Here is a 25816-nt window from a genome sequence, read left to right on the forward strand (position 1 = left end):
AATGATTTTAATAAAAAGGAGGAGAGTGAGATGAAATTAAAATATTTTTCACACTCTGCTTTTCAATTTACTTCGAACAACGGAAAGAAAATTTTAGTTGACCCATTCTTCGATGGTAATCCAACTTCACCAGTTAAATCTGATGAAGTATCAGCAGATTACATCATTCTTACTCACGGACATGGAGACCATCTTGGTGATGCTTTCAAAATCGCAAAGAGATGTAATTCAACTTTTATTTGTGTTAATGAATTGGCAAATTACTGCATAAGTAAAGGTTTTAATGCTCATAACATGCATATCGGCGGTTCATATAATTTTGAATTTGGGAAAGTAAAATTTACAATTGCTCATCATGGCTCTATGACACCTGATAATTATTATGCTGGTGAACCTTCTGGCGTAATTTTATCAATTGATGGAATAAATGTTTATCACACTGGTGATACAGGCTTATTTTATGATATGAAATTAATAGGAGAAATGACACCGTTAGATTATATGTTGCTTCCAATTGGAGATAATTATACAATGGGTATTACTGATGCTGTTAAAGCTGTTGAACTTGCTAATCCAAAAGTAGCTATACCAATGCATTATAATACTTTCCCTGTAATTCAAGCAGACCCTTATGAATTCAAAAATAAAGTTGAACAAATGGGGAAGAAATGCATTGTACTTGAATATGGTCAAGAAATAGAACTTCAATAAATATGGCTAAAAAAATTGTTATAGCAAATCAAAAAGGTGGTGTTGGAAAAACGACCACTGCAATAAATCTTTCTGCATCCATAGCAGCAGCAGAATTTAAAACTCTTTTAATTGACATTGACCCTCAAGCAAATTCAACTTCAGGAATTGGAACTGATAAACCTGAAAAAACTATTTATGAAGTTCTTGTAGGAATTAACAAAATTGAAGAAAGTATATTAAATACTTATATGCCTTTTCTGGATATTCTTCCATCAACAATAAATTTAGTAGGCGCAGAAGTAGAATTAGTATCAGTAGAAGGAAGAGAATTTTTGCTCAAAAATGCTGTTGCATCAATTGATGATAAATACGATTTTATATTTATAGATTGTCCGCCTTCGCTTGGATTACTTACATTGAATGCTCTTGTTTGTGCTGATTCAGTATTAATTCCTGTTCAATGTGAATATTTTGCTCTTGAAGGATTAGGACAACTTCTAAACACAATCAATCTTGTAAGAAAAAATTTTAATGAGAATCTAACTATTGAAGGTGTACTGCTTACAATGTTTGATAAAAGATTGCGCCTTTCACTTCAAGTTGTTGAGGAAGTAAAAAAATATTTTGGTGCAAAAGTTTATAATACAATAATTCATCGTAATGTTCGTTTATCGGAATCACCAAGTTATGCAAAACCAGTTATTTTATATGATGCAAGTTCTGTTGGTGCACAAAATTACATTTCGCTTGCTTCTGAAATTTTAGAAAGAAATAATTTACAAATTCGAAAAGAGAGGGAAGGAGAAATATGAAATCAGCTTTGGGAAGAGGATTGGATGCATTGATTAATCCACAATTAAAAGAAAAAATTGATGCTCCTGTTGCTGTTTCAAGTAAAGAACTGCCAAAAGATGACGGAAAATCTTACGATATACTCACAAAAATTCCAGTTGACCAGATTAGCCCAAATCCTTACCAACCACGAACATTATTCGAACCTGAAGCTCTTGAAGAATTAAAAAAATCTATTCTTGAAAATGGATTAATTCAACCAATAACTGTAAGAAGAGTTGATAAAGAAAAATATGAGTTGATTTCAGGTGAAAGAAGACTTCGAGCATGCAAAGAAATCGGGATTAAAGAAATTCCCGCTTATATTATCAGAGTAGAAACCAAAGAAGCAATGCTTGCTTTATCTTTGATAGAAAATATTCAAAGAGAAAAACTTAATCCGATAGAAGTTGCAAATGCATATAAAAGATTAATGGAAGAATGTAATTTATCCCAAGAAGAAATTGCAAAACGAGTAGGAAAAGATAGAACAACAATTACTAACTTTATTCGATTATTAAAACTTCCTGAAATAATTCAAAAAAGTTTGATTGAAAATAAAATTACAACAGGACATGCAAGAGCATTGATTAATTTGCCAAGTGAAGCAATTCAACTGGATATACATGAAAAAATTATTAAGAAAAACCTTTCTGTTAGAAAAGTAGAAGAATTAGTAAGAAAATATTTAGAATCAAGAAATGGGCAGAATAAAAAGAAGTCTTTGAATTTGCATGTTGATTTAGCAAATGCATCTCAAAGAAATCTTGAAGAAAAATTGCAAAGTATTCTTGGAACGAAGGTACATTGTAAAATTAATAATTCTGGGGCGGGACAAATTGTTATTGAATTTTATTCTCAAGACGAACTTGAAAGATTATTTGAACTCTTTGAAATTATCAATGCGAATACTCATTAATATTTTCATACTTCTGATAATTTTTGTTTCTCTTAATTTTGCTCAAACAGATACAACAAGAAACATAACTGCTCAACAGGACACAAATAAATTTATAATGAAAAAATCTCCAACTGGTGCAGTAATTAGAAGTGCATTGCTTCCAGGATTAGGACAATTTTATAATGAATCATACTGGAAAATTCCAATCATATGGGGAGCTTTAGGATATTTAAGCTATAATTGGATAAATCAAAATAAAGAATATAAGAACTACCGTGATTTATACTCTCAAAGTATTTCTTCAACCAACCCAGAAGGTAATTTAAGATTTAGAAGCTTACGCGAATTTTATAGAGACCAGCGTGATTTAACCGCGGTATTTATTGGACTTACATATTTACTAAATTTAATTGATGCTTATGTTGATGCTCATCTATTTGATTTTGATGTAACTCCATCTACATTGAAAAATGAAATTAATATTTCTATGAGGATAAAATTTTGAAAAATATTTCTTTATGTAAAAATTGTGGAAGTGAAAACCCATTCTATGCATTAATTTGTTCGAACTGCAAGGCTTATCTTAGAACAAGAATTCCAAATATCGATTTGTGGCTAACTATTGGAAAAATAATTGAATCACCGCTTGATGCTATTAAAAACATAATTTATGCAGAACATAAAAATTTCACGTTGTTACTTTTAATTCTTGCAGCTATTAAGATTGGCATTAATGCTCTAATTCTCAATAATGCTCTAAAAATAAAAAGTATTAATAATGAAAATATATTCAATGCAATTTTATTTAATGGTATTTATGTTATCAGTATTTTTATTGTAATTATACTTTTAATCACTTTAATTAACTACGTATTTCATATTAAGAACAGGATTAAAGATAACTTTTCAATTTATACATATTCATTTATTCCTGTCATATTTGCATTAATAATTTTATCACCTGTTGAATATGCATTGTTTGGACATTACTGGTTCACTTTTAATCCATCACCATTTATCATAAAAAAATTAGAAGCTTACACACTAATGATTTTTGAAGTGATTTTTCTATTGTGGAACTTGATTTTATTTATTCTTTCTACTTATGTGCAATCAAAAAATATAATTTATTCAGTTTCAATTGGAATGCTGTTTTTTATAATAATTCTTCTTAGCCCAGTTATTTTTCTTTATTATTTTGTTTAATCAATTTATCAATAATAACTCCGTATCTTAAACCTTTATTGCTAACGGTTATTTTATCGAGTTCCAATATTTCCATAAATGTTTTTAGAATCAAGGTTCCTGTAAACAAAACATCTTCACGTCCCTCCACAACTTGTCCAAAGTTATTTTTAATTTGTTTAGGTGTCATATTAGAAAGCTGTAAAGAAATTTTTTCAATATCTTCATAACTAATCACTGAGTTGTCAACTAATTTTTCATTGTATTCTTTAATATTTTGTTTAATGCATGAAAGAGTAGTAGGTGTTCCAGCAACAGCAATTGTAAAAGTTTTTGGAGGGATATAATGAGTTAATTCACTAAAAATTTCTTTTAAATCTTTTTTTAGATTATCAATTTCATAAGAATCCAGCAGATTATTTTTGAAATATTTTTCAGTAAAAGAAACAACTCCTACTGGAAAACTTTTTTTATAAATAATTTTATCTTCAATTCCATAAATTATTTCAGTGCTTCCACCGCCAATATCAATTACAACTTTTTGGTGATAATCATAATTATATGTAGCCCCTAAAAAGGAAAGTCTTGCTTCTTCATCTCCGTCGATAATTTCCAAGTCCCAATTAAATTTAGTCTTAATGATTTCTGAAATTTCTTTTGAATTGGAAGCTATTCGCAATGCATAGGTTGCTGTAAGAAAAACTTTTTCACATTGATGATTTTCAATTATCGTTTTATACTCACTTAGAACATTCATCAATTCTGAAATTTTGTTATCACTTATTCTACTTCCTGAAATTAAACCTTTTGAAATTCTTGGAGCTCGATAATAATTTTTAATTGTTTCGAGAAAGTTATTATCAAATGAAATTTTTGCTATCAGTAATAAAACTGTGTTCGAACCAATATCAATAGAAGCAACAATCATAATTTTTTTTTATTTTTTGATTAAAAATATAATGCTTATGGAAAATCTAACCAAAACTTCTAAACTTATTCTCTACTTAACATCATTATTTTTTGTTCTATGGTTAGGTGGATATGTTGCAAGACATTTAGCAATTTATCAATTCTTTGAGCCAGAAAATCTTGAACTTAGAACTATTTTCAACAATCTTTCTTTACAAAGTCACTTATATTTAATCTTGCCGTTGATTGTATTTAATATTCTAACTTATATCTTCTTTTTAATTTTCTTTATAATATTTTTATTCATTTCCAAAATAAATTTAAAATTAGAAGGATGGCTTTTAATTATAACATTAATAATAATAATCACTGCACCTTTCGAAATATTTTTATTAGTAAAGGATTATGAAATATCAAAAAGCATTTATTATAATCTCAAGGATTCTATGACAATCATCAATATGATTCGAGATAGAATAACAATTTTAAGCAGTTTTTCTTTGATTGAAATCTTTTCTTATTGTGGAGTTTTATTTTTAGTAATTTTTAAGCCATTAAGAAAAGTAAAATGAAAATTAAAGAGAAAGATTTTGAAAATATTCTTCAGGATTTAAAGCAGCTTGCAAATCAGATGGGAGCAAAAGTTCGTTTTGAAAGGGGAGACTTTAAAGGTGGATACTGTATTATCAAAGAAAATAAAATTATCGTTATCAATAAACTTTCACCACTTCAAAAAAAAGTTTTAATTCTGTCATCAGCACTAAAAGAACTTGGAATTGATGATGTTTATCTTACACCTAAAATGAGAGAAATTATTGAAGAATTAAGTGAGAACTCATGAAATTACTTATAATTAACGGACCGAATTTAAATTTACTTAAGCTAAGAAATCCCGATTATTATGGGGTTACAGATTTAGATTCAATTCAGGAAAATCTTAAAAATAAATTTCCTGATATTGAATTTAATTTTATCCAATCAGCAAACGAGAGTGATATAGTAAAAATTATTAATGAAGCTTCAAATGAATATGATGGATTGTTAATTAATCCTGGAGGATTTTCTCATACAAGTGTTGCAATTAGAGATGCTCTTGAAATTTGTAAAATACCAAAAGTTGAAGTTCATTTGTCCAATATCCAAGCCAGAGATAAATTTAGAACAGTTTCACTAACTGCTTCTGTTTGCGATGGATACATAAGCGGATTTAAATCTTTAAGTTACATTCTTGGAATTGATGCATTAATTGCTCTCATAAAAAAGAATTTCATTTAATAGTATAATATTGCTAATTAATGATAATTAATTTATTTTACTTCAAGTAAGTAAAAAGGTAATTGCATGAAAGACTTTGGTCTTAAAAAGTTATATTATTCAATAAGTGAAGTAAGTAAATTAACAGGTCTTGAGCAATATATACTAAGATATTGGGAAACAGAATTCGAACAATTAAAGCCAAGTAAAAACAGAGCAGGGAACAGAATTTATACTAACAAAGACATAAAACTTATTTTACAAATAAAGAAATTGCTTCGTGATGAAAAATACACTATTGAAGGAGCAAAGAAAATTTTAGCTGGGATGAATTTTAGTTCAGAACAAACATCGAATAAAACTGAAGAGACACTTTCCAGAAATCAAGAGCAGCCATCACTCAAAAAAGACCTTGAAGAAATTAAGCAGGTTCTAATTCAAATCTATAACACATTATAATCGGAACGTAGCGCAGCCCGGTAGCGCACTTGAATGGGGTTCAAGGGGTCGCGGGTTCAAATCCCGCCGTTCCGACAAATTTTTTGCATTTTATTTAATCTTCACTTAAATATATTTTTAGAATCCTTTTTTATATAACACACAAACTTTATATTTCTACCCAAAATTTTTTATTTATATGAACGATAAACCTAAATGCAATTGCGGAGTATTTGGAATTTTTGGCTGCAACGATGCTGCTATAAAAACTTACTATGGACTTCATGCTCTTCAACATCGAGGACAGGAAGCAACAGGTATTGTTACAGCTTCCGTTAATGAAAAGGGGAAAAGAATTTTTAACATTCATAAAAATTTTGGGCTTGTTTCCGAAGTCTATAATAACCAAGAAATTTTTGAAAACTTATTAATTGGCTCATCTGCAATTGGTCATAATCGATATTCCACTACTGGTGCAGCAGATTCAGAAAAAAATATTCAACCTTTTGTTGTTAATTACAAATCAGGAAATATTGCAATAGCTCACAATGGTAATCTAACTAATGCAAAAAAACTAAGAAAAAAACTTGTTGAAGAAGGAGCAATTTTTCAAACTACAAGTGATACTGAAGTAATTTTGCATCTGATTGCAAGAAGTAAATTAAACAATCAAATTGAACAAATCATAGAAGCATTGCAACAAGTCGAAGGTGCCTACAGCCTTGTATTACTAACTGATGATAAATTAATTGCTGCACGTGACCCTCATGGTTTTCGACCCCTTTCAATTGGAAAGCAAAATGGTTCATACATAATTGCTTCCGAAACATGTGCCCTCGATATTATTTCAGCTGAATTTGTGCGTGATGTGAATCCAAATGAGCTCGTAGTTATTGATGATGAAACATTAAGAAATGGCACAATAAAATCGTACCAGATTCATAATACAAATAATAATTATAAACACTGCATTTTTGAATACATTTATTTTTCTAGACCCGACAGCAAAATCTTTGGGGCAAATGTAGACAAAATGAGAAGAAAACTTGGAAAAGTTCTTGCCGAGAAACACCCAGTGATAGATAAAGATGGAGATAAAGTAATCGTAATAAGTGTTCCTGATAGTTCAAATACTGCTGCTATTGGTTATCAAACTCAATTAGCTAAACAGGGAATTCCATCTCGTCTTGAAATTGGCTTAATTAGAAGTCACTACATTGGCAGAACTTTTATATTACCTGGTCAAAAAGCCAGAGAAATTGGAGTTAAAATAAAATTCAATACTGTTAAAGGTGTTCTTGAAAATAAAACTATTGTTATAGTAGATGACTCAATAGTTAGAGGAACAACTTCAAAACAACTCGTAAAATTACTAAGAGAAGCTAAACCTAAAGAAATTCATTTAAGAATTTCTTCGCCTCCTATTATTAGCCCATGTTACTATGGTATGGATTTCCCATCTGCTAATGAATTGATTGCTAACAAATTTAATGGTGACATAGAAGAAATTAGAAAATATCTTGAAGTCGATAGTCTTGAATATTTAACAATTGATGAAATGCTTGAAGCTATGGTTGACCATCCAAAAGAAAATTTTTGTACAGCTTGTTTTTCGGGTAATTATCCTGTCCCAGTTGAATTAGGAATTAAAAAAGAAGAATATGATATTTGAACATGAATCTATTTCCTAAATACTTTTTTGAAAATATAATTAACATTCCCAATGCTCTAAGCTTTTTCAGATTACTATTATCAATCCCAGCTTTATATTTTTTGCAGAATATGAATTCAGACCCACTCAATCGTAAATTAATGTTAATAACAATATTCATTGCATACATAAGTGACTTTTTAGATGGCTACATAGCACGTAAAAAAAATTGTATTACAGAATTTGGAAAAATTATTGACCCATTAGCAGATAAAATTTTTATCATCATAATTGCTATTCAACTTTATCTTCAAAATGAAATTGTATCTATTTATTTCTGGATAATTTTTCTAAGAGATTTAATAATTTTCTTAGGTGGATTTTATGTAAGCAAAAAAATTGGAAAAGTTTTACCATCAAACATGCTTGGTAAAATTACAGTTTTATCGATAGGAATTTTTTTATTTCTTACAATACTTGGAGTAAATAAAATATTCTGGCTTTATAGAGTATTTTTTTATTTAAGTATAGCCTTAAGTATATTATCAGTAATTGGTTATGCTTTAAGAGCTTATGAAACAATCAAGAAGGCAAAAGTATGAAGTTATTCGGAAATATTAATTTCAAAAAACTTAAAGAAGGTTTAACTAAAACACGAAATAACATTTTTAATAAAATTACAGAAACAATTACACGAAAAGCTGTAATTGATGAATCAACACTTGAAGAAATTGAAGAGATTCTAATTACAAGTGATATTGGAATTTCAACTACAGAAAAAATAATCCATAAAGCGAGAACTCTTCTTCTAAAAGAATCCGAAAGAGATTCAGATAAACTAAAAGAAATTATTAAGTCAGAATTACTGTCATTACTTAATATCAATAATGAAAATTATGAGATAGAAAAGTATAAACCATTTGTAATATTAATTGTAGGAGTTAATGGTTCTGGAAAAACTACAACAATTGGAAAGTTAGCTTATAATTTTAGAAACTCAGGACTAAAAGTTACGATTGGTTCAGCAGATACTTTTAGAGCTGCTGCAAACGAACAATTAGAAATTTGGGCTAAAAGAGCAGATGTAGAAATAATTAGTTCTGATACAAAAGATCCTTCAGCTGTTGCATTTGATACTATTAAAGCCGCACAGAAAAATTCTTCTGATATTGTCATTATTGATACAGCTGGGAGATTACATACACATAAAAATTTGATGGAAGAACTTGGCAAAATTAAAAGAGTCATTAATAATTTATTACCATATGCTCCAAATGAAATTTATTTAGTTATTGATGGTACTTCAGGACAGAATGCTTTATATCAAGTAAATGAATTTGAAAAATATACAAACATCACAGGCTTGATTATAACTAAATTAGATGGAACTGCTAAAGGTGGAATTGTATTTCGAATTGCTTCAGAAAAAAATATTCCTATAAAATACATTGGAGTAGGAGAGGGAATTGATGATTTGCAGGTATTTTCCCCAAAAGATTTTGTAGAAGCAATTTTGGATTAAAAATGAATAAGGTTGAAGATAAAAGTTATTTATTTCTTATTAATCCTGCTGCTGGAAACTGGCGTGGATTAAAAGTTATTGATATTATAAAAAAATACTTGGCGCAAAAAAAAATTAATCATCATATAGAAATTTCACAATCTCCAGGACACATTAGTGAATTAGTTAAGAAATTTTCAAAACATTTTACTCATCTAATTTCTGTAGGAGGAGATGGAACATTAAATGAATTAATAAACGGAATTGATAACACTTCAATTAATACCATTGGCTTGCTCCCAATTGGTACTGGCAATGACTTCGCAAGAAATCTAAAGCTAAACAAAGATATAAACCAAAATTTAGATTTAATATTTAACAGCAATAAACATTACTCGTTTGATATTGGTCAATCAATTATATATGAAAATGGAAATTCAATAAAAAAATCACATAGATTTATTAATAGTCTTGGAATTGGTTTTGATGCATTAGTAGCTAAGATTAATCAAAAGTCTAAACACTTATCTGGTTTAATTTCATATCTTTACGCAGTTATTTTAGCATTAATTAGAAGAAAAGATATAGATGTTGAAATTGAATTAGACAGCTCCACAAAATTATTTGGCAAAAAATTACTAATAGCAGTTGGCAATGGTTATACTACAGGCGGAGGTTTTTATTTGACACCACAAGCAAAAATAGATGATAATATGCTCGATATTTGCATAATTGATTCTGTATCAACAATAAAAATATTGAGTTCTCTTCCAAAAGCATTATTTAATAAATTAGATGAAGTAAAAGAAGCATCATTACTGAAATTTATTAATGCAAAAATAAAAATACATGAACCTGCATTAGTCCATACAGATGGAGAGATTATTTCAGAACGAGCAGAAAAAGTCGAAATATCAATATTAAAAAATGAACTAAAAATTATTTCAAATTAACTATGTTAATGAAAAGACCCCAACATAAAGATTTCGAATTTATTCCAAGATTTTATGACCCCGACAAAGATCCAGAAGAACGATTAAGACGTAGATTAGGTTTTAATAGAAAAAGAAGATTTAAGAGAAAAGGGAGAAGTCCAATTTATTGGCTGGTATTGTTATTAATAGTTATTTATTTCTACTTAAAATTAAGCGGTAAATTATAATTTTTTTTAAGAAATCTTAGTTTACATAATATACATTATGTGCTTATCTATGAATCTATTTCAAATGATAAACAGCATTTAAGTTTTCCACAAGGGCCGCTTAATTTTCCCATACTTGAAAGCAGATTCTGTTCTGTAGCTAATTGTGTAGTTATTCTTTTAAAGCTATTTAGGAATGCAGAACAACAAAATTCACGTCCACATGTGCCTATGCCACCAACTCTTTTTGCTTCATCACGTACACCAATCTGTCTTAACTCAATTCTTGTTTTGAATTCTGCTGCTAAATCTTTTGCTAATTCTCTAAAATCAACTCTTCCATCAGCAGTATAAAAGAAGAATAATTTTTTTCTATCAAACTGAAAATGAACACTAACTAATTTCATCTCAAGATTATGTTTTTCAATTGACTTTTGAAATATTGGAATTGCCCGTTCTTCGTCAGCTAAATTTTTTCTTACTCTTTCTAAATCTTCAGTAGTACATTTTCGTACAACTTCAGGAAGAGGTTCATCAATTAATCCTAATGAACTTCTTTTAAATCGAACAATTTCACCTAATAACTTAACTTGGGCAATTTCCAAACTCTCATCTTGCTTAACTATTATAAAATCTTCAGCATGTAATTCTTCTGAAAATTCTGGTGGAATCAAACAAAAATTACAACTCAAAAGTCCATTACATTTTACTTCGATTATGTTTCTTTTATCAAAAGGTACTTTTGCATCTAATGAATGACTACAATAAAAACAACTGCTTACATTAGCATTGAAATCATAAAGTTTCTTTATGATTATTGAATTGTAATTGTTATGATTTGACCTCTCGTTTAAATTTCTTATAGACTCGAGAGATACTTTATCAGGATTAGGTAAATTTATATGCGACACTATTAATTCCCAATTGATAATGAAGCCAGTTCAAATATAAGATTAAGTGATAATACATTCAAGTTAAGATTTTTACTGCAGCTTTCTTCCAAAAATTCTAACTTATCATACAACTCCATTATGTTTGCATTACCAAATTTCATGTTAAATTTATCAATTGTTTCTCTATAATCTCTGAAATAATAATTATTATTGTGAAACCTTCCTTTAACAGCATCATCAATCCATGTTTTTACAAGACTAATAATAATTTTCAAGTCATCAAGAGAGTTATTAGTCATCGATGCCAATAATTCCTGATAAGCAGTTGAATATCTTTTACCTATACTGTATCTAAGAATAGAAATTACTTTTTCTAATAATAAATCAAAATCCTTTTCAACTAATAAAAGTGCTTTTTGAACTGAACCGTCAGAAAAATGAGCAACTTTTTCAGCAGTAGTTTTATCTATATCAAAATATTCTTTTAATATTTTTGCTACAGCATTTTCACTTAATGGATTAAAATTAATAATCCAGCATCTTGATTGAATTGTCGGAAGTAATTTATCGATGTTTGAAGTTAATATGAAAAAAATTATACCTTCGGGTGGTTCTTCTAAGCTTTTCAGTAATGCATTTTGAGTTTGTTCATTCATTAAATCTGCATCAAGAATAAAAATAAACCTCAAAGGCGCATCTTCATATTCATATTCGATAAATTTTTTGATATCTCTAATACTGTTGATTTTAATTGTATTAGCGTCTTCTAAATAAATTTTATAATAAGGATTAAGAATTTTTTTACTTAATTCTGCTTGAATCAATTCAATCTGTTCTTTAGAAAGTTTATCAATTGAAGAATCTTCAGCTGTTTCTCCTTTTGCGCGAGGCAAAGGGAAAATTAATTTTACAAATGGTTCTTGCAAATTTCCAATTTTTTTTAATGCATTAATCTTTATAGAATCAGGAAATTGTGAATATAAAATTTGAGCGTATTGAAGTGCAGTAAAATATTTACCAATTCCTTCCAAACCATTAAAAATAAAGGCGTGTGGGACACGCCTTGACTCAAAGAAATTAATTAATATTTCCTTTGCCTGACTTTGTTCTATTACTTTACCCCAGTCGTAATTCATATTTATGATTTAAATTCATCATCGTCTGTATAGAAGAAATCTTCGTCGCTGGGATAGTCAGGCCAGATATCTTCAATTGATTCGTAAGGTTCATCAGAATCCTCCAATTCTTGGAGGTTTTCAATTACTTCAATTGGAGCACCGATTCGTTCTGCATAATCTATTAATTCTTCTTTTGTTGCAGGCCATGGAGCGTCATCTAAATATGAAGCTAATTCGACGGTCCAAATCATAGTTTTAATCCCTCCTTTATTTTTTTACAATCTCAAAAAGTTTAACATCTTCTAAGATAAAATTTAGTGGATTAAGAGCAATTCCATCGTGTCGAACTTCATAATGCAAATGTGGTCCTGTGGTGAGAAATCCAGAATTACCAGTTTTAGCAATTAAATCACCACGACTAACTTTTTGTCCAAGTTTTACTTTTACGCTTGATAAATGAGCATAAATTGTTCTATAACCAAAGCCATGGTCTATTTCCATAGTCAATCCATATCCACTTCTGTTTCCAATAAAATCTACAACACCTGCACCAGGAGCATAAACATTAGTTCCAACATCGGTAATTATGTCAATCCCATTATGCATTCTTCTAATTTTTAAAATTGGGTGAACCCTCATACCAAAATCATCGGCAATTGTTCCCGAACATGGTTTAATTGCTGGTATCGATTCGAATAATTTTTCATTTTCTTTAAATTTATTAGAAATTTCCTCATAATTATCTTTTTCTAATTTAATTTTTAAGGATACTTTATTAATATAAGAATCAATTTTATCAAGAAAATCTGCGACTTCGCTCGGGCTATTAGAAGTTAAAGGTGTAAACGAAGACCCTCCAGTACCATAAATTTCATTATCATAAGTTAATGGTTCAAGATTTGCTGCCAGTCTTAAATCATGGCTCATTTCTGAAAGTTTAGATATACGTTCATCTAAACTTTTGTAACGCTCTACCATCTGGTAAAGCTTTTCTTTCAGCTCTTTGTTTGTCCTTTTTAATGCTCTGATTTCTGAATCTGGATTCAAAAACTCATTAAATACAAAGTAAGTTCCAAATAGAAAAAATGAAATCAGAACAGAAAAAAAGACAACAAGAAATACAAACTTTTTATAAAAGTTTTGTATTTCAACAAATTTGAGCTTTGATTTTGAAAAGTAGTAAAATTTTTTCATATCTTAACTTGTGGTGCGAAAATAATAAATGAATATCTGTGTGTCAACAAATAACTTAATAAATTTTATTCAAAATCATGCTCAAAATATTGAACTGTTCTATCAATATTTTCCCCTTTTTGTTTAATATATGTTAAGACTCTTTCATTAAAGACCTTTGCAGCATCATAACCATAATGTTTTAAGAGATAATTAATTGCTATAATTTCAGAAATAACTGTAATATTTTTCCCTGGAATTATAGGTAGTTTAATGTAAGGAATTTCTACATCAAGAATTTTCATGTAATTATCATCTAAGCCTGTTCTTGTGTAATCTTCTTTTTCGTTCCAAATTTCAAGTTCAACTATAACTTCTAATCTTTTTTGAAATCTTATTGCTCGAACTCCAAACATACTTTTAACATCAACAATACCAATTCCACGTAATTCCATAAAATGTTTTACCAATTCTGTTCCTGAACCAATTAAAATTCCTTCCCCCTTTTTGGTAAGAATTACTACATCGTCGGCTACAAGTCTATGCCCTCTTTCAACTAAATCCAAAGCTACCTCACTCTTCCCTATTCCAGATTTTCCTGTAAATAAAATTCCAACACCATAAACATCAACAAATGACCCATGAATAGTAATTCTTGGGGCAAATTGGTCATCAAGAAAATCGCCAATCAAATAAATTAATTTTGTAGTTGAATAATCTGAACCAAAAATTGGAATCTTATATTGATTTGCTAATTCTAACATTTCTGGTGGTGGTAGATTACTGTTTGTGATAATTACGCATGGGATATTAAACTTAAAAATATTTTCAAGTGATTTTCTTTTTTCTTCTGGCTTTAAATTATGAAGGTAACTCATCTCCGTATTGCCGAAAATTTGAATTCTGTTGTAAGCAAACAAATCCAAAAATCCAGCAAGTGGCAAACCAGGTCTGTGAAGGTTCTGATCTCTAATTAATCTATCAAAACCCACTTCGTCGTTAAGAAGTCTTAATTTGAATCTGTCCTTCGTGTTCTTGAAGAAAAAATCTACAGTTATACTTTCTTTTCTTGTGATATTTCTATCATCAAGTTTCATGACCTTTTCCTAGCAATTCTTTTTGTTTTTACTTTTTCAAGCTGACGAACTAATTTATCAATTGCACCGCTTACAGATTTTTCAAAATCATCACTTGATTGAACTACTGAGATTGTTTTGTGTGGAATCTGTAAAATTATTTCTGCTGTTTTAATACTATCTTCAGGCTTTGTATAACTTAGAATTACATCAACATCAAGAATTTGATCATTGAATTTTTCTAAGGATTTAATTTCTTCCTTGATAAAATTTTTTAATGATTCTTTTGCTCTGAATTTTCGTGATGTAATTTTAATGTTCATAACTACTCCTTTTATGATTTTGGGTGGGCTTGTTTATATATTTTTTTAAGCCTTTCGATACTAACATGAGTATATATTTGAGTTGTTGATAAATTTTCATGACCAAGAATTTCTTTTACTGCTAATAAATCTGCATCTCTATCAAGCATATGCGTAGCAGCACTATGTCTAAGCACATGTGGGCTCTTCTTTTTCATTTCAGTTTCTTTAAGAAAATTTTTTACAAGTCGATAAACAAAAAATCGATTAATTCTTTTTCCTTCATCATCCACAAATAAAGCATTATTATTATCCTTTCGGGAATTTAAATAATCCAGAATTATTGGAACAGATTTAGTTCCTAAAGGAACAATTCTAACTTTAGCACCTTTTCCCAAAATTCTTATATTCCTTTTTTTAACATCAATATCTTCAAGATTGAGATTGCATAATTCAGATACACGAAGCGCACATCCATATAACAATTCAAATATAGCTTTATCTCTTTTTTGTTGCTCGGGATTTTCTATTTTCTTTTCAATTGTTTTTAGTATTTCTTCATAATAATTACTGCTAATTGTTTCAGGAAGTTTTCTCTGAACTTTGGGATTGGAAATTTTTTTTACAGGATTACTATTAATGATATCATTTTTAACTGCAAAATCAAATAGCTTTCGAAGTGCTGATAATTTTCTTGCAACTGAACTTTTTGAATATCTTTTTTCATTTAATATCATGAGATAAGATTTGATGTGTCTTGTATTAATCTTTTCGATAGAACTTATTTTAAGTTCATCACAAAATTGAACGAAGTCATTGAGATCTCGTTTATAAGCAGACAATGTATTTTGTGATACTCTTGCAACACCGGAAAGTTCAGTTAAAAGATTTTCAATTATTTTTGAAATGTTATTTGTCATTTAAGCCACTTTTAGTTAAATAAATTCTTCCTCTTCTGAAATTACTTCATCTTCAGATTTTGGAAGTTTCCATGTGGCATAATCGCAATCTGGATATCTACTGCAGCTGTAGAATATTCTTCCTTTTTTTGTTTTGCGTGTAGTTAATTCTCCTTCTTTACATTTTGGACACTGAATGCCTGTTGTGATAACTTTTGTATAATCACATTCAGGATATTTTTCGCAGCCAATAAATCTTCCAAATTTTCCTTCCCTGAATACTGTTCTTGAACCACACTTTGGACAGGTTTCACCTGTAAATTTAGGTTCATTATTTTCATTATTCAATTCTTTTAGTGATTTAATGTTTTTACATTCAGGATAGTTTGTGCATGCTAAAAATTTTCCATATCTGCCAATTTTCAATTCCATATCAGCACCACATTTCTCGCATTTTATTTTTTCCAGATTAGCCTCTACCCTGCTCAATGTTTCTGAAAATGGTTTATAAAAATCATTGAGAACCTTGATGTAATCAATTTCGCCTTCTGCAATAGAATCTAATTCTTCTTCCATTTTTGCTGTAAAACCTACATCAAAGATATTCGGGAAATTTTTTATCAATATTTCATTAACTTTTCTGCCAAGCGGTGTAGGAATTAGTTTTCTATCCACCTGTTCAACATAATTTCTGTCAATAATAGTGCTTACGATAAGTGCATAAGTACTTGGTCTTCCAATTCCATTGCTTTCAAGTTCTTTAATTAACGAGCTTTCTGTATATCTTGCAGGGGGTTTTGTGAAATGTTGATTTGGTGTAATCTCAATTAAATTTAATGGCTGATTAATCTTCAAACCAGCTGGGATTCTAATTCCATTTCCATTTTCATCTGATGAATCTTCTTTAGATTCATCATAAAGTTTAAGAAATCCATCAAATAAAATTGTTGAACCAGATGCTCTAAACAAGAATTCATTTGCTTTTATATTAACAGTTGTAGTTTCAATTCGTGCAGATTCCATTTGAGAAGCAATGAATCTTTTCCAGATTAATTCATACAATTTAAATTGAGATTCATCGAGATATGGTTTTACATATTCTGGAGTATATTTTAGAGATGTTGGACGAATAGCTTCGTGTGCATCTTGAACATTTTTCTTTTTTGATTCATAAATTCTGGATTTTTCTGGAAGATATTCTTCGCCAAAATTTTCTTTAATGTAAATTCTTGCTTCGTTCAAAATTTCTTCACTCAAACGAGTAGAATCAGTTCTCATATAAGTAATTAAACCTGTTAAACCTTCACTTCCTATTTCAACACCTTCATAAAGCTGTTGTGCAATCATCATTGTTCTACGAGGACGAAATCTCAACTGTCTTGAAGCTTCTACCTGTAAGGTACTTGTTATAAAAGGCGGATAAGGATTTTTACGAGATTCTTTTTTATTAATATCAGAAATAATGTAATGATTTATATTCCTAATTTTATTAACAATTTCTTCTGCAAGCTCTTTCTTTGTTATTGCAAAATTAGTTTTTAAAAATTCATTCAATTCATCTTCGGTCATCTCGGGTTTTGGTGGAATTTTAATTTGTTTCCCATCTACTTCAAACAATTTTGCTTTTATTTCTTCCCCTGTATCTGTAGTAAAAACTGCAGTAATTGACCAGTATTCTGTAGGAATAAATTTTTCAATTTCTTCTTCTCTTTCACATATTAATCTAAGAGCTACAGATTGAACTCTGCCAGCAGATAATGAACTTCCGTATGAATCAATAACAGCTTTCCAAAGAAATGGACTTACTTTATAACCAATAATTCTGTCCATTACTCTTCGAGCGCGTTGAGAACTTACAAGTTTTGTATCAATTTTTTGTGGATTTTGTAGTGCTTCGTTAACAGCTTTTTTGGTTATTTCGTTAAAGAGAACTCGATGAATTTTCTCTTTATTTTTTCCATCAAGAATATCTGCAACATCCTGAGCAATTGCTTCTCCTTCTCTATCAGGGTCTGTTGCAATGAAGATTTTATTGGATTTATCGGCAAGACTTTTAATTTTTTTAATTATATCACTCTTGCCGCGTATTACAACAAGATTTGGTTGAAAATTATTTTCAATGTCGATGCCTAATTTTGTCTTAGGCAAATTTTTAATATGCCCAACTGTAGCTTCAACAATGTACTTATTTCCAACGTATTTATTTATGGTTTTTGCTTTGGAGGGAGACTCCACAAGAATTAAATCTTTGCCCATTATATTCACCATTAATTGACTGAATCGGAAGTATATAAAAGAACCCTGCTGCCAGGTGGAACTATTTTATGATTATCAATAATTGAAAGCAATACTAACCAATTTATATCATTTTTAGTTATTCGATTTTCAGGAAACAAAAACAACTGGTCAAGTATTTCTTCAAATGTTTCAGAATTAATTAAACCAACATTATAAAGATGCAATAGATAGTTATAATTTTCAGCACCAAGAATTTCTTTTTCTTCTTCTGTTAAAAAGCGGATTCCATTTTTATTTTTATATTCATTTTCCAATTTGCTTTTTTCAAATGTAATTTTATCAAAAAGTAAACTGAATGCAATACTCAAAGTTTGTTTATCATATTTTTTCTTCTTCATAAAATTTTGGTTCAATTCCTCAATCGAATAACCTTTGCCAATTCCTTCCAAAATTTTAGTTAATATGTCAACAATTTTTGAATTCATATTATTTAGTTAATTCTCCTAATTTTTTTGTTCTTTTAACAAGTAAATCTTCTATCTGTTTCATTTTTTTTCTGAGTGATGGCTTAATGTCGTCATAACCAATTAAATGCAATATTCCATGAATAATCAATCTTCTTAATTCGTCTTCATATTTTACCTTGTAAATTTTAGCATTCTCTTTTGCTACTTCACAACATATGAATATCTCTGCATCTAAATTATAATTTTCGTTTGAATAATTAAAGGAAATAACATCGGTCAAATAATTATGGTTCAAATAATTTTTATTAATTTCTAATATTGTATCAGGTTTTACAAAATTTATCTCCAAATTATTGATAGTAAGATTAAATTCATTTTTAATAAAATGAATTAATTTATGAACAGCTCTTTTATTTATAAAAATATTTTTTTCGTTATTTATATATAAACTTTTAATCAAAATTCACCTTTCACTTTACAAACTTCTCTGCTTCATTAAAATGTTGAATAGCTTTTTGAAATTGTCTATCATTCTGTAACATTACGGAATACCAGCCTACATCTTTGAATATGTCCCTTGCTACAAAAGCTTTTAATCTTGTTTTTGTGATTTCTTTATCTTTTAGATAATCTTCATAATTAAATTTTATTTTTTGGTCTTTTATAAAATTTATAAATGTTCTCAAATCATCTTCTGTAAAATTAAATTCATACATAAACTTTTGTAAATCATTTTTGTATTTCAATCTTAAACTCTCTCCGTTTTTATCCATGAATTTTCTAACAAAAAGATAATAAATATTATTCTTTCTTAGTTCGATTGAGAATTCAGAATCTTTATAATTTTCTACAATATAATCTGGAGTGATACCATTTCCTGCAAAAACTTTTCGTCCATTTTTAGTTTTATAAATTTCATTGGAATTTTTCATTTCAAGATTATGATACACATTATTAGAGTCTGATTCGTCCCTTTTATAAAGTTCTTCATAATAATTTTTTTTGTCTTTATAATTTCTTTGAATGGCTCTTCCAGATGGAGTATAATATTTTGCAATTGTAATTCTTACAGCAGAATTATCTGGCAGAACTATTTGACGCTGCACAAGACCTTTTCCAAAAGTTGTTTCTCCAATAATTAATCCTCTATCCCAATCCTGAATTGCTCCTGCAACTATTTCGCTTGCAGAAGCAGAGCCACGATTAACAAGAATTATTAATGGAATTTTTTCATAGGGATATTCTTTCTGTGCACGATATTCTTCATTGAATTCTTCCAATCTGCCTTTAGTGTAAACTATTAATTTTTTATCATCAATAAATAAGTCAGCAATTTGTACTGCTTGTTCAAGATATCCGCCGGGATTATTTCTTAAATCAAGAACGAGTTTTTTCATTCCGGATGATGATAATTTTTTCAAAGCATTTATCATCTCATTTGTAGAAGTTTCAGCAAATCTGTTTAAGCTTATGTATCCGATATCATTGTTGTAAATTAAATAAGCATTTACCGAGTAAATATTGATTGTATCTCTTACGATATTAAAATTAATTTGCTTACCAGTTGATGGACGATACACAGTAACTTCAACCTTTGTTCCTTTTTTACCTCTAAGTGAATTAATAACTTGTTCATTTGTAAAACCAACACAACTTTTACCATTAATTTTTATAATTCTGTCGCCAGAAATAATTCCCACTAATTCGCTTGGTCCGCCAGTAATGGGAGAAACTACAACGACAGTATCTTTAATAATTTGAAATTCAATTCCAATACCTTCAAAATTGCCGCGAAATTCTTCTTCAGATGCTTGTTGCTCTTGCGGCGAAATATAAATTGTATGCGGGTCCAAATTACTGAACATTCCTTCAATAGCATCTTCAACAAGTTTTTCTCGTTTGAGAGTATCAATGTAAAAGCTCTCAGTATATCTTAAAACATTTTCCAGTTTTTTAATTTGTAAATTTTGTCTGGTTGTTAAATATCTATTAAGCTGTAAACCAGCATAAATTCCAAGAAGAAATGTTATGATAACAACCGGCGAATATTTCAATAAATTCTTTTTCATTGAATTTATTTTTCAGGTTTCATTTGTGGAAATAAAATAACATCACGAATTGACGGCTGATTCGTAAGAAGCATTACTAATCTGTCAATTCCTATTCCCAAACCGGCAGTAGGCGGCATACCATATTCAAGAGCTCTGATGAAATCTTCGTCAATCTGATGAGCTTCTTCATCACCGGCTTCTCTCATTTTAGCTTGTTCTTCAAATCTTTTTCTTTGATCAATTGGGTCATTTAATTCGCTGAATGCATTGCAAATTTCTCTGCCAAGCACAAATCCTTCAAATCTTTCAACAAGACCTTCTTTGCTGCGATGTTTTTTTGCAAGTGGAGAAAGTTCAATTGGATAATCCATAACAAATGTTGGCTGAATTAATTGGGGTTGAATTGTTACTTCGAACAACTCATCAATTAATTTACCTTTGCTTTCACCTCCTTTGATTTCTATTCCTCTTTGTTTCACAGCTTTAGCTAATTCTTCGTAAGATGCAGTTAATACATCGATACCAGTATAATTTTTTAATTCATCAACCATTGAAATTCTTTTCCAAGGAGGATTAAAATTGATTTTATTCCCTTCAATTTCAAATTCAGTTTTTCCAAAAACATTCATACAAACAGTTGAAATCATTTTTTCGACAAAATCCATCATCCAGAAATAATCTTTGTAAGCAACATATAATTCAAGCATAGTAAATTCAGGATTGTGAGTTTTATCCATTCCTTCATTTCTAAAATCTTTAGAAATTTCATAGACACCATCAAAACCACCTACAATTAATCTTTTAAGATAAAGTTCATCTGCAATTCTTAAATAAAGGTCAATATCAAGAGCATTGTGATGTGTTATAAATGGTCTTGCTGTTGCTCCGCCATACAAAGGTTGAAGAACAGGAGTTTCTACTTCAAGAAGATTATTGCTGTCTAAAAATTTTCTTAATTCGGTAATGATTTTTGCTCTTGTTACAAAAACTTTTTTAACATCAGGATTAACAATTAAATCGACATAACGCTGCCTGTAGCGAAGTTCTTTATCTGCAAACTGGTCATAAATAATTTTATTACCGTTTTCATCAATTACTTCTTTGGCAATTGGAATTGGTCTTAATGATTTTGCAAGTAATTGATATGATTTGCAGTGAACAGAAATTTCTCCTGTTTTTGTTTTGAAAACATATCCTTCAACTCCAATAATATCTCCAATATCAAGAAGTTTAAAGATATCATAAATATCACCAAGGTCATCTTTCTTTAAGTAGATTTGAATTCTTCCTTCATTATCTTGGATATGAGCAAATGTAGCTTTTCCCATTCTTCTTAATGCCATTATTCTGCCGGCAATCTTTACATCCTTTCCTTCATATTGTTCGTAATTGTTTTTAATATTCATAGAATAATTGTTCACATCATAACTATAAGCATAAGGAAGAATGCCTTTTGAGATAAGCTCGTTTAGTTCTTCATATCTTCTTTGAATTAGTGAATTATATTCCTGTTCAAAATTGAAGTTTTCCAAATTAGCCTCCATTAATTTCTTACAAAATTTGCCAATTTATTACAGATATTATCTTGAATATAATTTGCCAGACTAGCTGGCGACAAAAAGTTATTAATCAATATTGAAAATGCTAAATATTCTCCTGAAACAGTTTTAACATAACCAGAAAGTGATGAACTGTAAGCATTAAATCCAGCTTTAGCACGAACATTATTTTGTGCGGCTGTTTTTATCATTCTATCAGAGAGTGTACCATCTACACCTGCAATTGGGAGTGAATCATAAAAGTAATTGAAAACATTTGATTTATATAAATAGCTTAATAGATTTACAATTTGGCGCGGTGTAACAAGATTTAAGAGAGATAAACCCGAGCCGTCTATCATAACAAGGTTTTCTGTATTAATTCCAATTTGATTGAATAAATCTTTGCAGGCTTTGATTCCATTTTCGGTTGTTCCATAACCATAAATTTCCAATCCTATGGTTTTTAATATTTGTTCTGCATAAAAATTATTACTGTTTTTATTTAATTCTTTGATAATCATTCTTAAAGGCACTGATTGATGAGTAAACAATGGAATTAAATTTTGATAGATTATAATTTTCTCTGATGTACTAATACTTCCAATTTTTCCTTTAACAATTATTCCTTTTTTCTCAAAAACTTCTTTCAAAACTGTCAGAAAAAACATTGTTGGATCTGATATTGAAACATTTTCAATAACTGGTTTTGAATTTTTTCTGATTTTCCCAGTAATGCTAATTAAGTTTGTTCCTCTTAATCTTGATACTTTAATAATTTGTTCTTCTGAATTACTTACTGTCAAAACTTTGCTTATAACAGTTACAAATTTTGTATCAGGATTAATTTTAATGCTGGCAGGAAAATTTATTTCTCCAGGTGAAATTGTAATTTCAATTGAATTATCATTAAAACTGAGAGCACCTGAAGGAGCAGAAAACCAATAAGATTCATAGTCCGACAACCATCCTTTCCCAAGTCCAACATTATCAAAATAAGAATCATCACCAAATATGTTCCCATCAATTTGAGTAATACCTTTTGCAATTAAGCTGTCTGCCCACTTCTCGAAAATATTTGTAATTGTTCCAGGGAAGAAACGATTGGAAATTGTTGGGTCACCGGTTCCTTGAATTATCAAATCTCCTTGAAGCACTCCATTTTTTATAACCCCATTTGCATACAAATTAGTTTCATAAACATAATTGTGCCCAAGAAGAATTAATGCAGCAGCAGAAGTAAATAATTTCATATTTGATGCAGGAACAAAAAGTTTATCTGCATTTCTTTTATAAATTACATCTCCAGTTTTCAAAGAACGGATATAAGCACCACAAAAAGCATTATTAAAACTTGGGTCGTTAAAAGAATCATCTAATTGTTCACGAAGTTCGTTTAACGAATAAAAATTGGAAGCAGTCTTTTTCTCTAAAGTATCTCTTTGAGCAAAAGATAAGGCAGTAAAAATAAATGTAATTAATAATACTTTATTTGCCATAAGTTTTGTATACATTCTGGATTTCAGTGTAACTTAATTTTCTATAACTTCCTTTAGGAAGATTTTGAATTGTAAAAGGTCCAAATCGAATTCTTTCAAGTTCTTCTACATGATAACCTAATGCACCAAACATTCTTTTAACAAAACGATTTCTTCCTTCGACGGTAATAACTTTTATTCTTTTGTAATCACCTTTTCGAACAAAGTTGATTTCTTCAAACTTACTTTTCCTTTTGTCAAGATAAATTCCTGTTAATAATTTTTCTTTGTCTTTAACCTCTAAATCCCGATTCAACAATACTTTATATTCTCTTGGAATTTGATTAGATGGATGCATAAGGAAGTTTGCAAAATCGCCATCATTTGTTAAAATCAGAACGCCGGTTGTATCATAATCAAGTCGTCCTACAGGAAATATTTTATGTTGGGTATTAATTAAATCAGTTACTTTTTTTCTTTTCTTTTCATCGCTTGTGGTTGTAACATAACCTTTTGGTTTATTCAATAAGAAATAAACCTTCTTTTCGATTTTTAATTTTTCACCATCTAAAGTAACAATATCATTTTCGGGGTCAACAACAAATGCAAGTTCAGTAACAGTTTTACCATTAACAGCAACTCGTCCTTCAAGAATAAAACTTTCAGATTTTCTTCTCGAAGCAATTCCACATTCAGCAATAAATTTATTCAAACGCATTTTCATTTTCTTCGCCTTCAGAATCTGATTGTGAATCTTCTTCTAAATTTTCTTCTACTTCGTTCATCATTATTCTTCTTTTTTGTTCTTGAAAATCTTCATCTTTCATAATTTCTTCAATCTCTCGTGGTTTAGGTAAGTCTGAAATATTTCGCAATCCAAAATATTTCAAGAACTCATCAGTTGTAACATAAAGAAGAGGTCTTCCAACCGTATCAGCTCTTCCTTGAATTGTTATTAAATTTTTTTCAAGTAATGTATTTAATGTATAATCTGAATTTACTCCACGGATTAATTCAAGTTCTGGTTTTGTAATTGGTTGTTTATAAGCTATGATAGCAAGGGTTTCTAATGCTGCTTGACTTAATCTTCTTTTGCTTTTCTCTGTTGACAAATATCCTACATATTTTGCATGGTCTGGTTTTGTAGCATAAACATATCCATTTGCTATTTTAAGGATTACAAATGCATTCCCATTCTGATTATATTTTTCATTTAGCAGGTCTACAGTTTTCTCTACATCTTCTTCTGTAATTTCAACATCGGGACCATCAATTTCTTTAATAGCATTAATAATTTCTTTAGCAGGAATTGGGTCATCAGCTGCAAATATCAAGGCTTCAATTACTGATATGTATGCATTATCCATTATTTAACCCATAAATTATGAAATCATTGAATCCTGTAGATTCTTTCAAACCGATTTGACCTGATTTAACCATCTCTAACATAGCAATGAATGTTACAATAATTCTAATTTTATTTTTCATTTCTTTCATTAATTCTTGAAAAGTAATTTGTGATTTTTCTTTTAGCTTTTTAGAGATATAATCCATTTGTTCTTCAATAGTTACATTCCACTTTTGAATTTGATGAACTGGTTGTTCAACTTTATCGAGCAAAACTTTTTTGAATGCTTTCATTAAGTCATAGATTGTAATATTCTTTAGCAATGTTTCGTAGTTTGTTACAGTTTCTTTGCTATCATATTCAAAATTTCCTCTGAAATTATAATTTCTCATGTTAGATTCCATGAAGCTCAATTCTTCGGACATTTCTTTATATCGTTTATATTCAAGTAAGGCTTTCACCAAATCAGCGCGGGGATCAATTTCTTCTCCTTTTTCATCGATTTCCTTAGGCAGCAGCATTTTTACTTTTATTTGCATTAAAGTAGCAGCCATAAGAATAAAATCACCAGCAATTTCAAGATCGAGCTGTTCAAGCATTTTAAGATAATCCATAAAATCTTTTGTGATTTTTGATATAGGAATATCGTAAATGTTCAGCTCGTCTCTCTTAATAAAAAATAAGAGAAGGTCAAGCGGTCCTTCGAAATGTGAAAGCTTGATTTTATACAC

Annotated in this window: 31 protein-coding genes and 1 tRNA gene; 15 read left to right on the forward strand and 17 right to left on the reverse strand. The window is 29.3% G+C overall.

Annotated features, from left to right (window positions below; all coding sequences use genetic code 11):
• Positions 1-30: 30 nt before the first annotated feature.
• The 5 genes from AC27L2_RS02000 to AC27L2_RS02020 are packed head-to-tail and all read left to right on the forward strand — an operon-like array spanning position 31 to position 3631.
• Entirely contained in the window at positions 31-711 is a 681-nt protein-coding gene (locus tag AC27L2_RS02000; protein ID WP_487209979.1) for a metal-dependent hydrolase, read from the forward strand.
• Between the two features lie 2 nt (positions 712-713).
• Positions 714-1505, forward strand: a complete 792-nt coding sequence (locus AC27L2_RS02005; RefSeq protein WP_487209980.1) for a ParA family protein — start codon at positions 714-716, stop codon at positions 1503-1505.
• On the forward strand, positions 1502-2443 hold the full coding sequence (locus tag AC27L2_RS02010; RefSeq protein ID WP_487209981.1) for a ParB/RepB/Spo0J family partition protein: 942 nt from the start codon (positions 1502-1504) through the stop codon (positions 2441-2443). Before AC27L2_RS02005 ends, AC27L2_RS02010 begins: the two co-directional genes overlap by 4 nt.
• Positions 2427-2930 (forward strand): DUF5683 domain-containing protein, encoded by a 504-nt coding sequence (locus AC27L2_RS02015; protein WP_487209982.1) that lies wholly within the window; start codon positions 2427-2429, stop codon positions 2928-2930. The genes AC27L2_RS02010 and AC27L2_RS02015 overlap by 17 nt, the downstream gene beginning before the upstream one ends.
• A complete protein-coding gene (locus AC27L2_RS02020; protein ID WP_487209983.1) occupies positions 2927-3631 on the forward strand; it encodes a hypothetical protein in 705 nt (234 codons plus the stop codon). The genes AC27L2_RS02015 and AC27L2_RS02020 overlap by 4 nt, the downstream gene beginning before the upstream one ends.
• Here AC27L2_RS02020 and AC27L2_RS02025 read toward each other — a convergent pair.
• The gene (locus AC27L2_RS02025; RefSeq protein ID WP_487209984.1) at positions 3606-4538 is read right to left on the reverse strand and encodes a Ppx/GppA phosphatase family protein; all 933 of its coding nucleotides are present in this window, start codon (positions 4536-4538) and stop codon (positions 3606-3608) included. The genes AC27L2_RS02020 and AC27L2_RS02025 overlap by 26 nt on opposite strands.
• Positions 4539-4575: 37 nt before the next feature.
• On the opposite strand from AC27L2_RS02025, the gene AC27L2_RS02030 reads away from it, so the two are divergent.
• The 10 genes from AC27L2_RS02030 to AC27L2_RS02075 all read left to right on the forward strand — a co-directional run bounded on the left by AC27L2_RS02030 (position 4576) and on the right by AC27L2_RS02075 (position 10525).
• Positions 4576-5091 carry a hypothetical protein gene (locus AC27L2_RS02030; protein WP_487209985.1) on the forward strand — a complete coding sequence of 172 codons (516 nt, stop codon included), beginning with the start codon at positions 4576-4578 and terminating at the stop codon, positions 5089-5091.
• A complete protein-coding gene (locus AC27L2_RS02035; protein WP_487209986.1) occupies positions 5088-5360 on the forward strand; it encodes a hypothetical protein in 273 nt (90 codons plus the stop codon). Before AC27L2_RS02030 ends, AC27L2_RS02035 begins: the two co-directional genes overlap by 4 nt.
• Positions 5357-5794, forward strand: coding sequence for a type II 3-dehydroquinate dehydratase (locus AC27L2_RS02040; RefSeq protein WP_487209987.1), 438 nt, complete (start codon positions 5357-5359; stop codon positions 5792-5794). The genes AC27L2_RS02035 and AC27L2_RS02040 overlap by 4 nt, the downstream gene beginning before the upstream one ends.
• A gap of 66 nt (positions 5795-5860) precedes the next feature.
• Entirely contained in the window at positions 5861-6232 is a 372-nt protein-coding gene (locus AC27L2_RS02045) for a MerR family transcriptional regulator (protein ID WP_487209988.1), read from the forward strand.
• 1 nt (position 6233) lies between these two features.
• Positions 6234-6307 (forward strand) — tRNA-Pro (locus AC27L2_RS02050).
• 103 nt (positions 6308-6410) lie between these two features.
• Entirely contained in the window at positions 6411-7883 is a 1473-nt protein-coding gene (purF, locus tag AC27L2_RS02055; RefSeq protein ID WP_487209989.1) for an amidophosphoribosyltransferase, read from the forward strand.
• 2 nt (positions 7884-7885) lie between these two features.
• Positions 7886-8464, forward strand: coding sequence for a CDP-alcohol phosphatidyltransferase family protein (locus AC27L2_RS02060; RefSeq protein ID WP_487209990.1), 579 nt, complete (start codon positions 7886-7888; stop codon positions 8462-8464).
• The gene (gene ftsY, locus AC27L2_RS02065) at positions 8461-9384 is read left to right on the forward strand and encodes a signal recognition particle-docking protein FtsY (RefSeq protein ID WP_487209991.1); all 924 of its coding nucleotides are present in this window, start codon (positions 8461-8463) and stop codon (positions 9382-9384) included. The genes AC27L2_RS02060 and ftsY overlap by 4 nt, the downstream gene beginning before the upstream one ends.
• Before the next feature lie 2 nt (positions 9385-9386).
• Entirely contained in the window at positions 9387-10316 is a 930-nt protein-coding gene (locus AC27L2_RS02070; protein WP_487209992.1) for a diacylglycerol/lipid kinase family protein, read from the forward strand.
• Positions 10317-10324: 8 nt separating this feature from the next.
• Positions 10325-10525: a hypothetical protein gene (locus AC27L2_RS02075; RefSeq protein WP_487209993.1), complete on the forward strand. Its 201-nt coding sequence runs from the start codon at positions 10325-10327 to the stop codon at positions 10523-10525.
• 47 nt (positions 10526-10572) lie between these two features.
• Here the strand turns inward: AC27L2_RS02075 and AC27L2_RS02080 are convergent, their stop codons facing one another.
• From AC27L2_RS02080 to AC27L2_RS02155, 16 genes are all read right to left on the reverse strand, one after another.
• A complete protein-coding gene (locus AC27L2_RS02080; RefSeq protein WP_487209994.1) occupies positions 10573-11415 on the reverse strand; it encodes a PSP1 domain-containing protein in 843 nt (280 codons plus the stop codon).
• 2 nt (positions 11416-11417) lie between these two features.
• Positions 11418-12533: a DNA polymerase III subunit gene (locus tag AC27L2_RS02085; protein ID WP_487209995.1), complete on the reverse strand. Its 1116-nt coding sequence runs from the start codon at positions 12531-12533 to the stop codon at positions 11418-11420.
• A gap of 2 nt (positions 12534-12535) precedes the next feature.
• Positions 12536-12766 (reverse strand): DUF2795 domain-containing protein, encoded by a 231-nt coding sequence (locus AC27L2_RS02090; protein ID WP_353676010.1) that lies wholly within the window; start codon positions 12764-12766, stop codon positions 12536-12538.
• Between the two features lie 16 nt (positions 12767-12782).
• Positions 12783-13709 carry a M23 family metallopeptidase gene (locus tag AC27L2_RS02095; protein WP_487209996.1) on the reverse strand — a complete coding sequence of 309 codons (927 nt, stop codon included), beginning with the start codon at positions 13707-13709 and terminating at the stop codon, positions 12783-12785.
• 65 nt (positions 13710-13774) lie between these two features.
• Positions 13775-14785: an HPr(Ser) kinase/phosphatase gene (hprK, locus tag AC27L2_RS02100; RefSeq protein WP_487209997.1), complete on the reverse strand. Its 1011-nt coding sequence runs from the start codon at positions 14783-14785 to the stop codon at positions 13775-13777.
• Positions 14782-15087 carry a ribosome hibernation-promoting factor, HPF/YfiA family gene (gene hpf / locus AC27L2_RS02105; RefSeq protein WP_487209998.1) on the reverse strand — a complete coding sequence of 102 codons (306 nt, stop codon included), beginning with the start codon at positions 15085-15087 and terminating at the stop codon, positions 14782-14784. The genes hprK and hpf overlap by 4 nt, the downstream gene beginning before the upstream one ends.
• Positions 15088-15098: 11 nt before the next feature.
• The gene (gene xerA, locus AC27L2_RS02110) at positions 15099-15986 is read right to left on the reverse strand and encodes a site-specific tyrosine recombinase/integron integrase (protein WP_487209999.1); all 888 of its coding nucleotides are present in this window, start codon (positions 15984-15986) and stop codon (positions 15099-15101) included.
• A 15-nt stretch (positions 15987-16001) separates the two neighbouring features.
• Positions 16002-18221, reverse strand: a complete 2220-nt coding sequence (topA, locus tag AC27L2_RS02115) for a type I DNA topoisomerase (protein ID WP_487210000.1) — start codon at positions 18219-18221, stop codon at positions 16002-16004.
• 11 nt (positions 18222-18232) lie between these two features.
• Positions 18233-18688, reverse strand: coding sequence for a DUF494 family protein (locus AC27L2_RS02120; protein WP_487210001.1), 456 nt, complete (start codon positions 18686-18688; stop codon positions 18233-18235).
• A 1-nt stretch (position 18689) separates the two neighbouring features.
• Positions 18690-19130, reverse strand: a complete 441-nt coding sequence (gene ybeY, locus AC27L2_RS02125; RefSeq protein WP_487210002.1) for an rRNA maturation RNase YbeY — start codon at positions 19128-19130, stop codon at positions 18690-18692.
• A gap of 10 nt (positions 19131-19140) precedes the next feature.
• Positions 19141-20739, reverse strand: coding sequence for a S41 family peptidase (locus AC27L2_RS02130; protein ID WP_487210003.1), 1599 nt, complete (start codon positions 20737-20739; stop codon positions 19141-19143).
• A gap of 5 nt (positions 20740-20744) precedes the next feature.
• Entirely contained in the window at positions 20745-22265 is a 1521-nt protein-coding gene (gene lysS, locus AC27L2_RS02135) for a lysine--tRNA ligase (RefSeq protein ID WP_487210004.1), read from the reverse strand.
• Positions 22265-23773, reverse strand: coding sequence for a D-alanyl-D-alanine carboxypeptidase/D-alanyl-D-alanine endopeptidase (gene dacB, locus AC27L2_RS02140; RefSeq protein ID WP_487210005.1), 1509 nt, complete (start codon positions 23771-23773; stop codon positions 22265-22267). The genes lysS and dacB overlap by 1 nt, the downstream gene beginning before the upstream one ends.
• Positions 23748-24461, reverse strand: coding sequence for a pseudouridine synthase (locus AC27L2_RS02145; protein WP_487210006.1), 714 nt, complete (start codon positions 24459-24461; stop codon positions 23748-23750). The genes dacB and AC27L2_RS02145 overlap by 26 nt, the downstream gene beginning before the upstream one ends.
• Positions 24442-25104 carry an SMC-Scp complex subunit ScpB gene (gene scpB, locus AC27L2_RS02150; protein ID WP_487210007.1) on the reverse strand — a complete coding sequence of 221 codons (663 nt, stop codon included), beginning with the start codon at positions 25102-25104 and terminating at the stop codon, positions 24442-24444. Before scpB ends, AC27L2_RS02145 begins: the two co-directional genes overlap by 20 nt.
• Positions 25097-25816, reverse strand: a complete 720-nt coding sequence (locus AC27L2_RS02155; protein ID WP_487210008.1) for a segregation and condensation protein A — start codon at positions 25814-25816, stop codon at positions 25097-25099. Before AC27L2_RS02155 ends, scpB begins: the two co-directional genes overlap by 8 nt.

It is taken from the genome of Rosettibacter sp. KY25 (assembly GCF_057554405.1).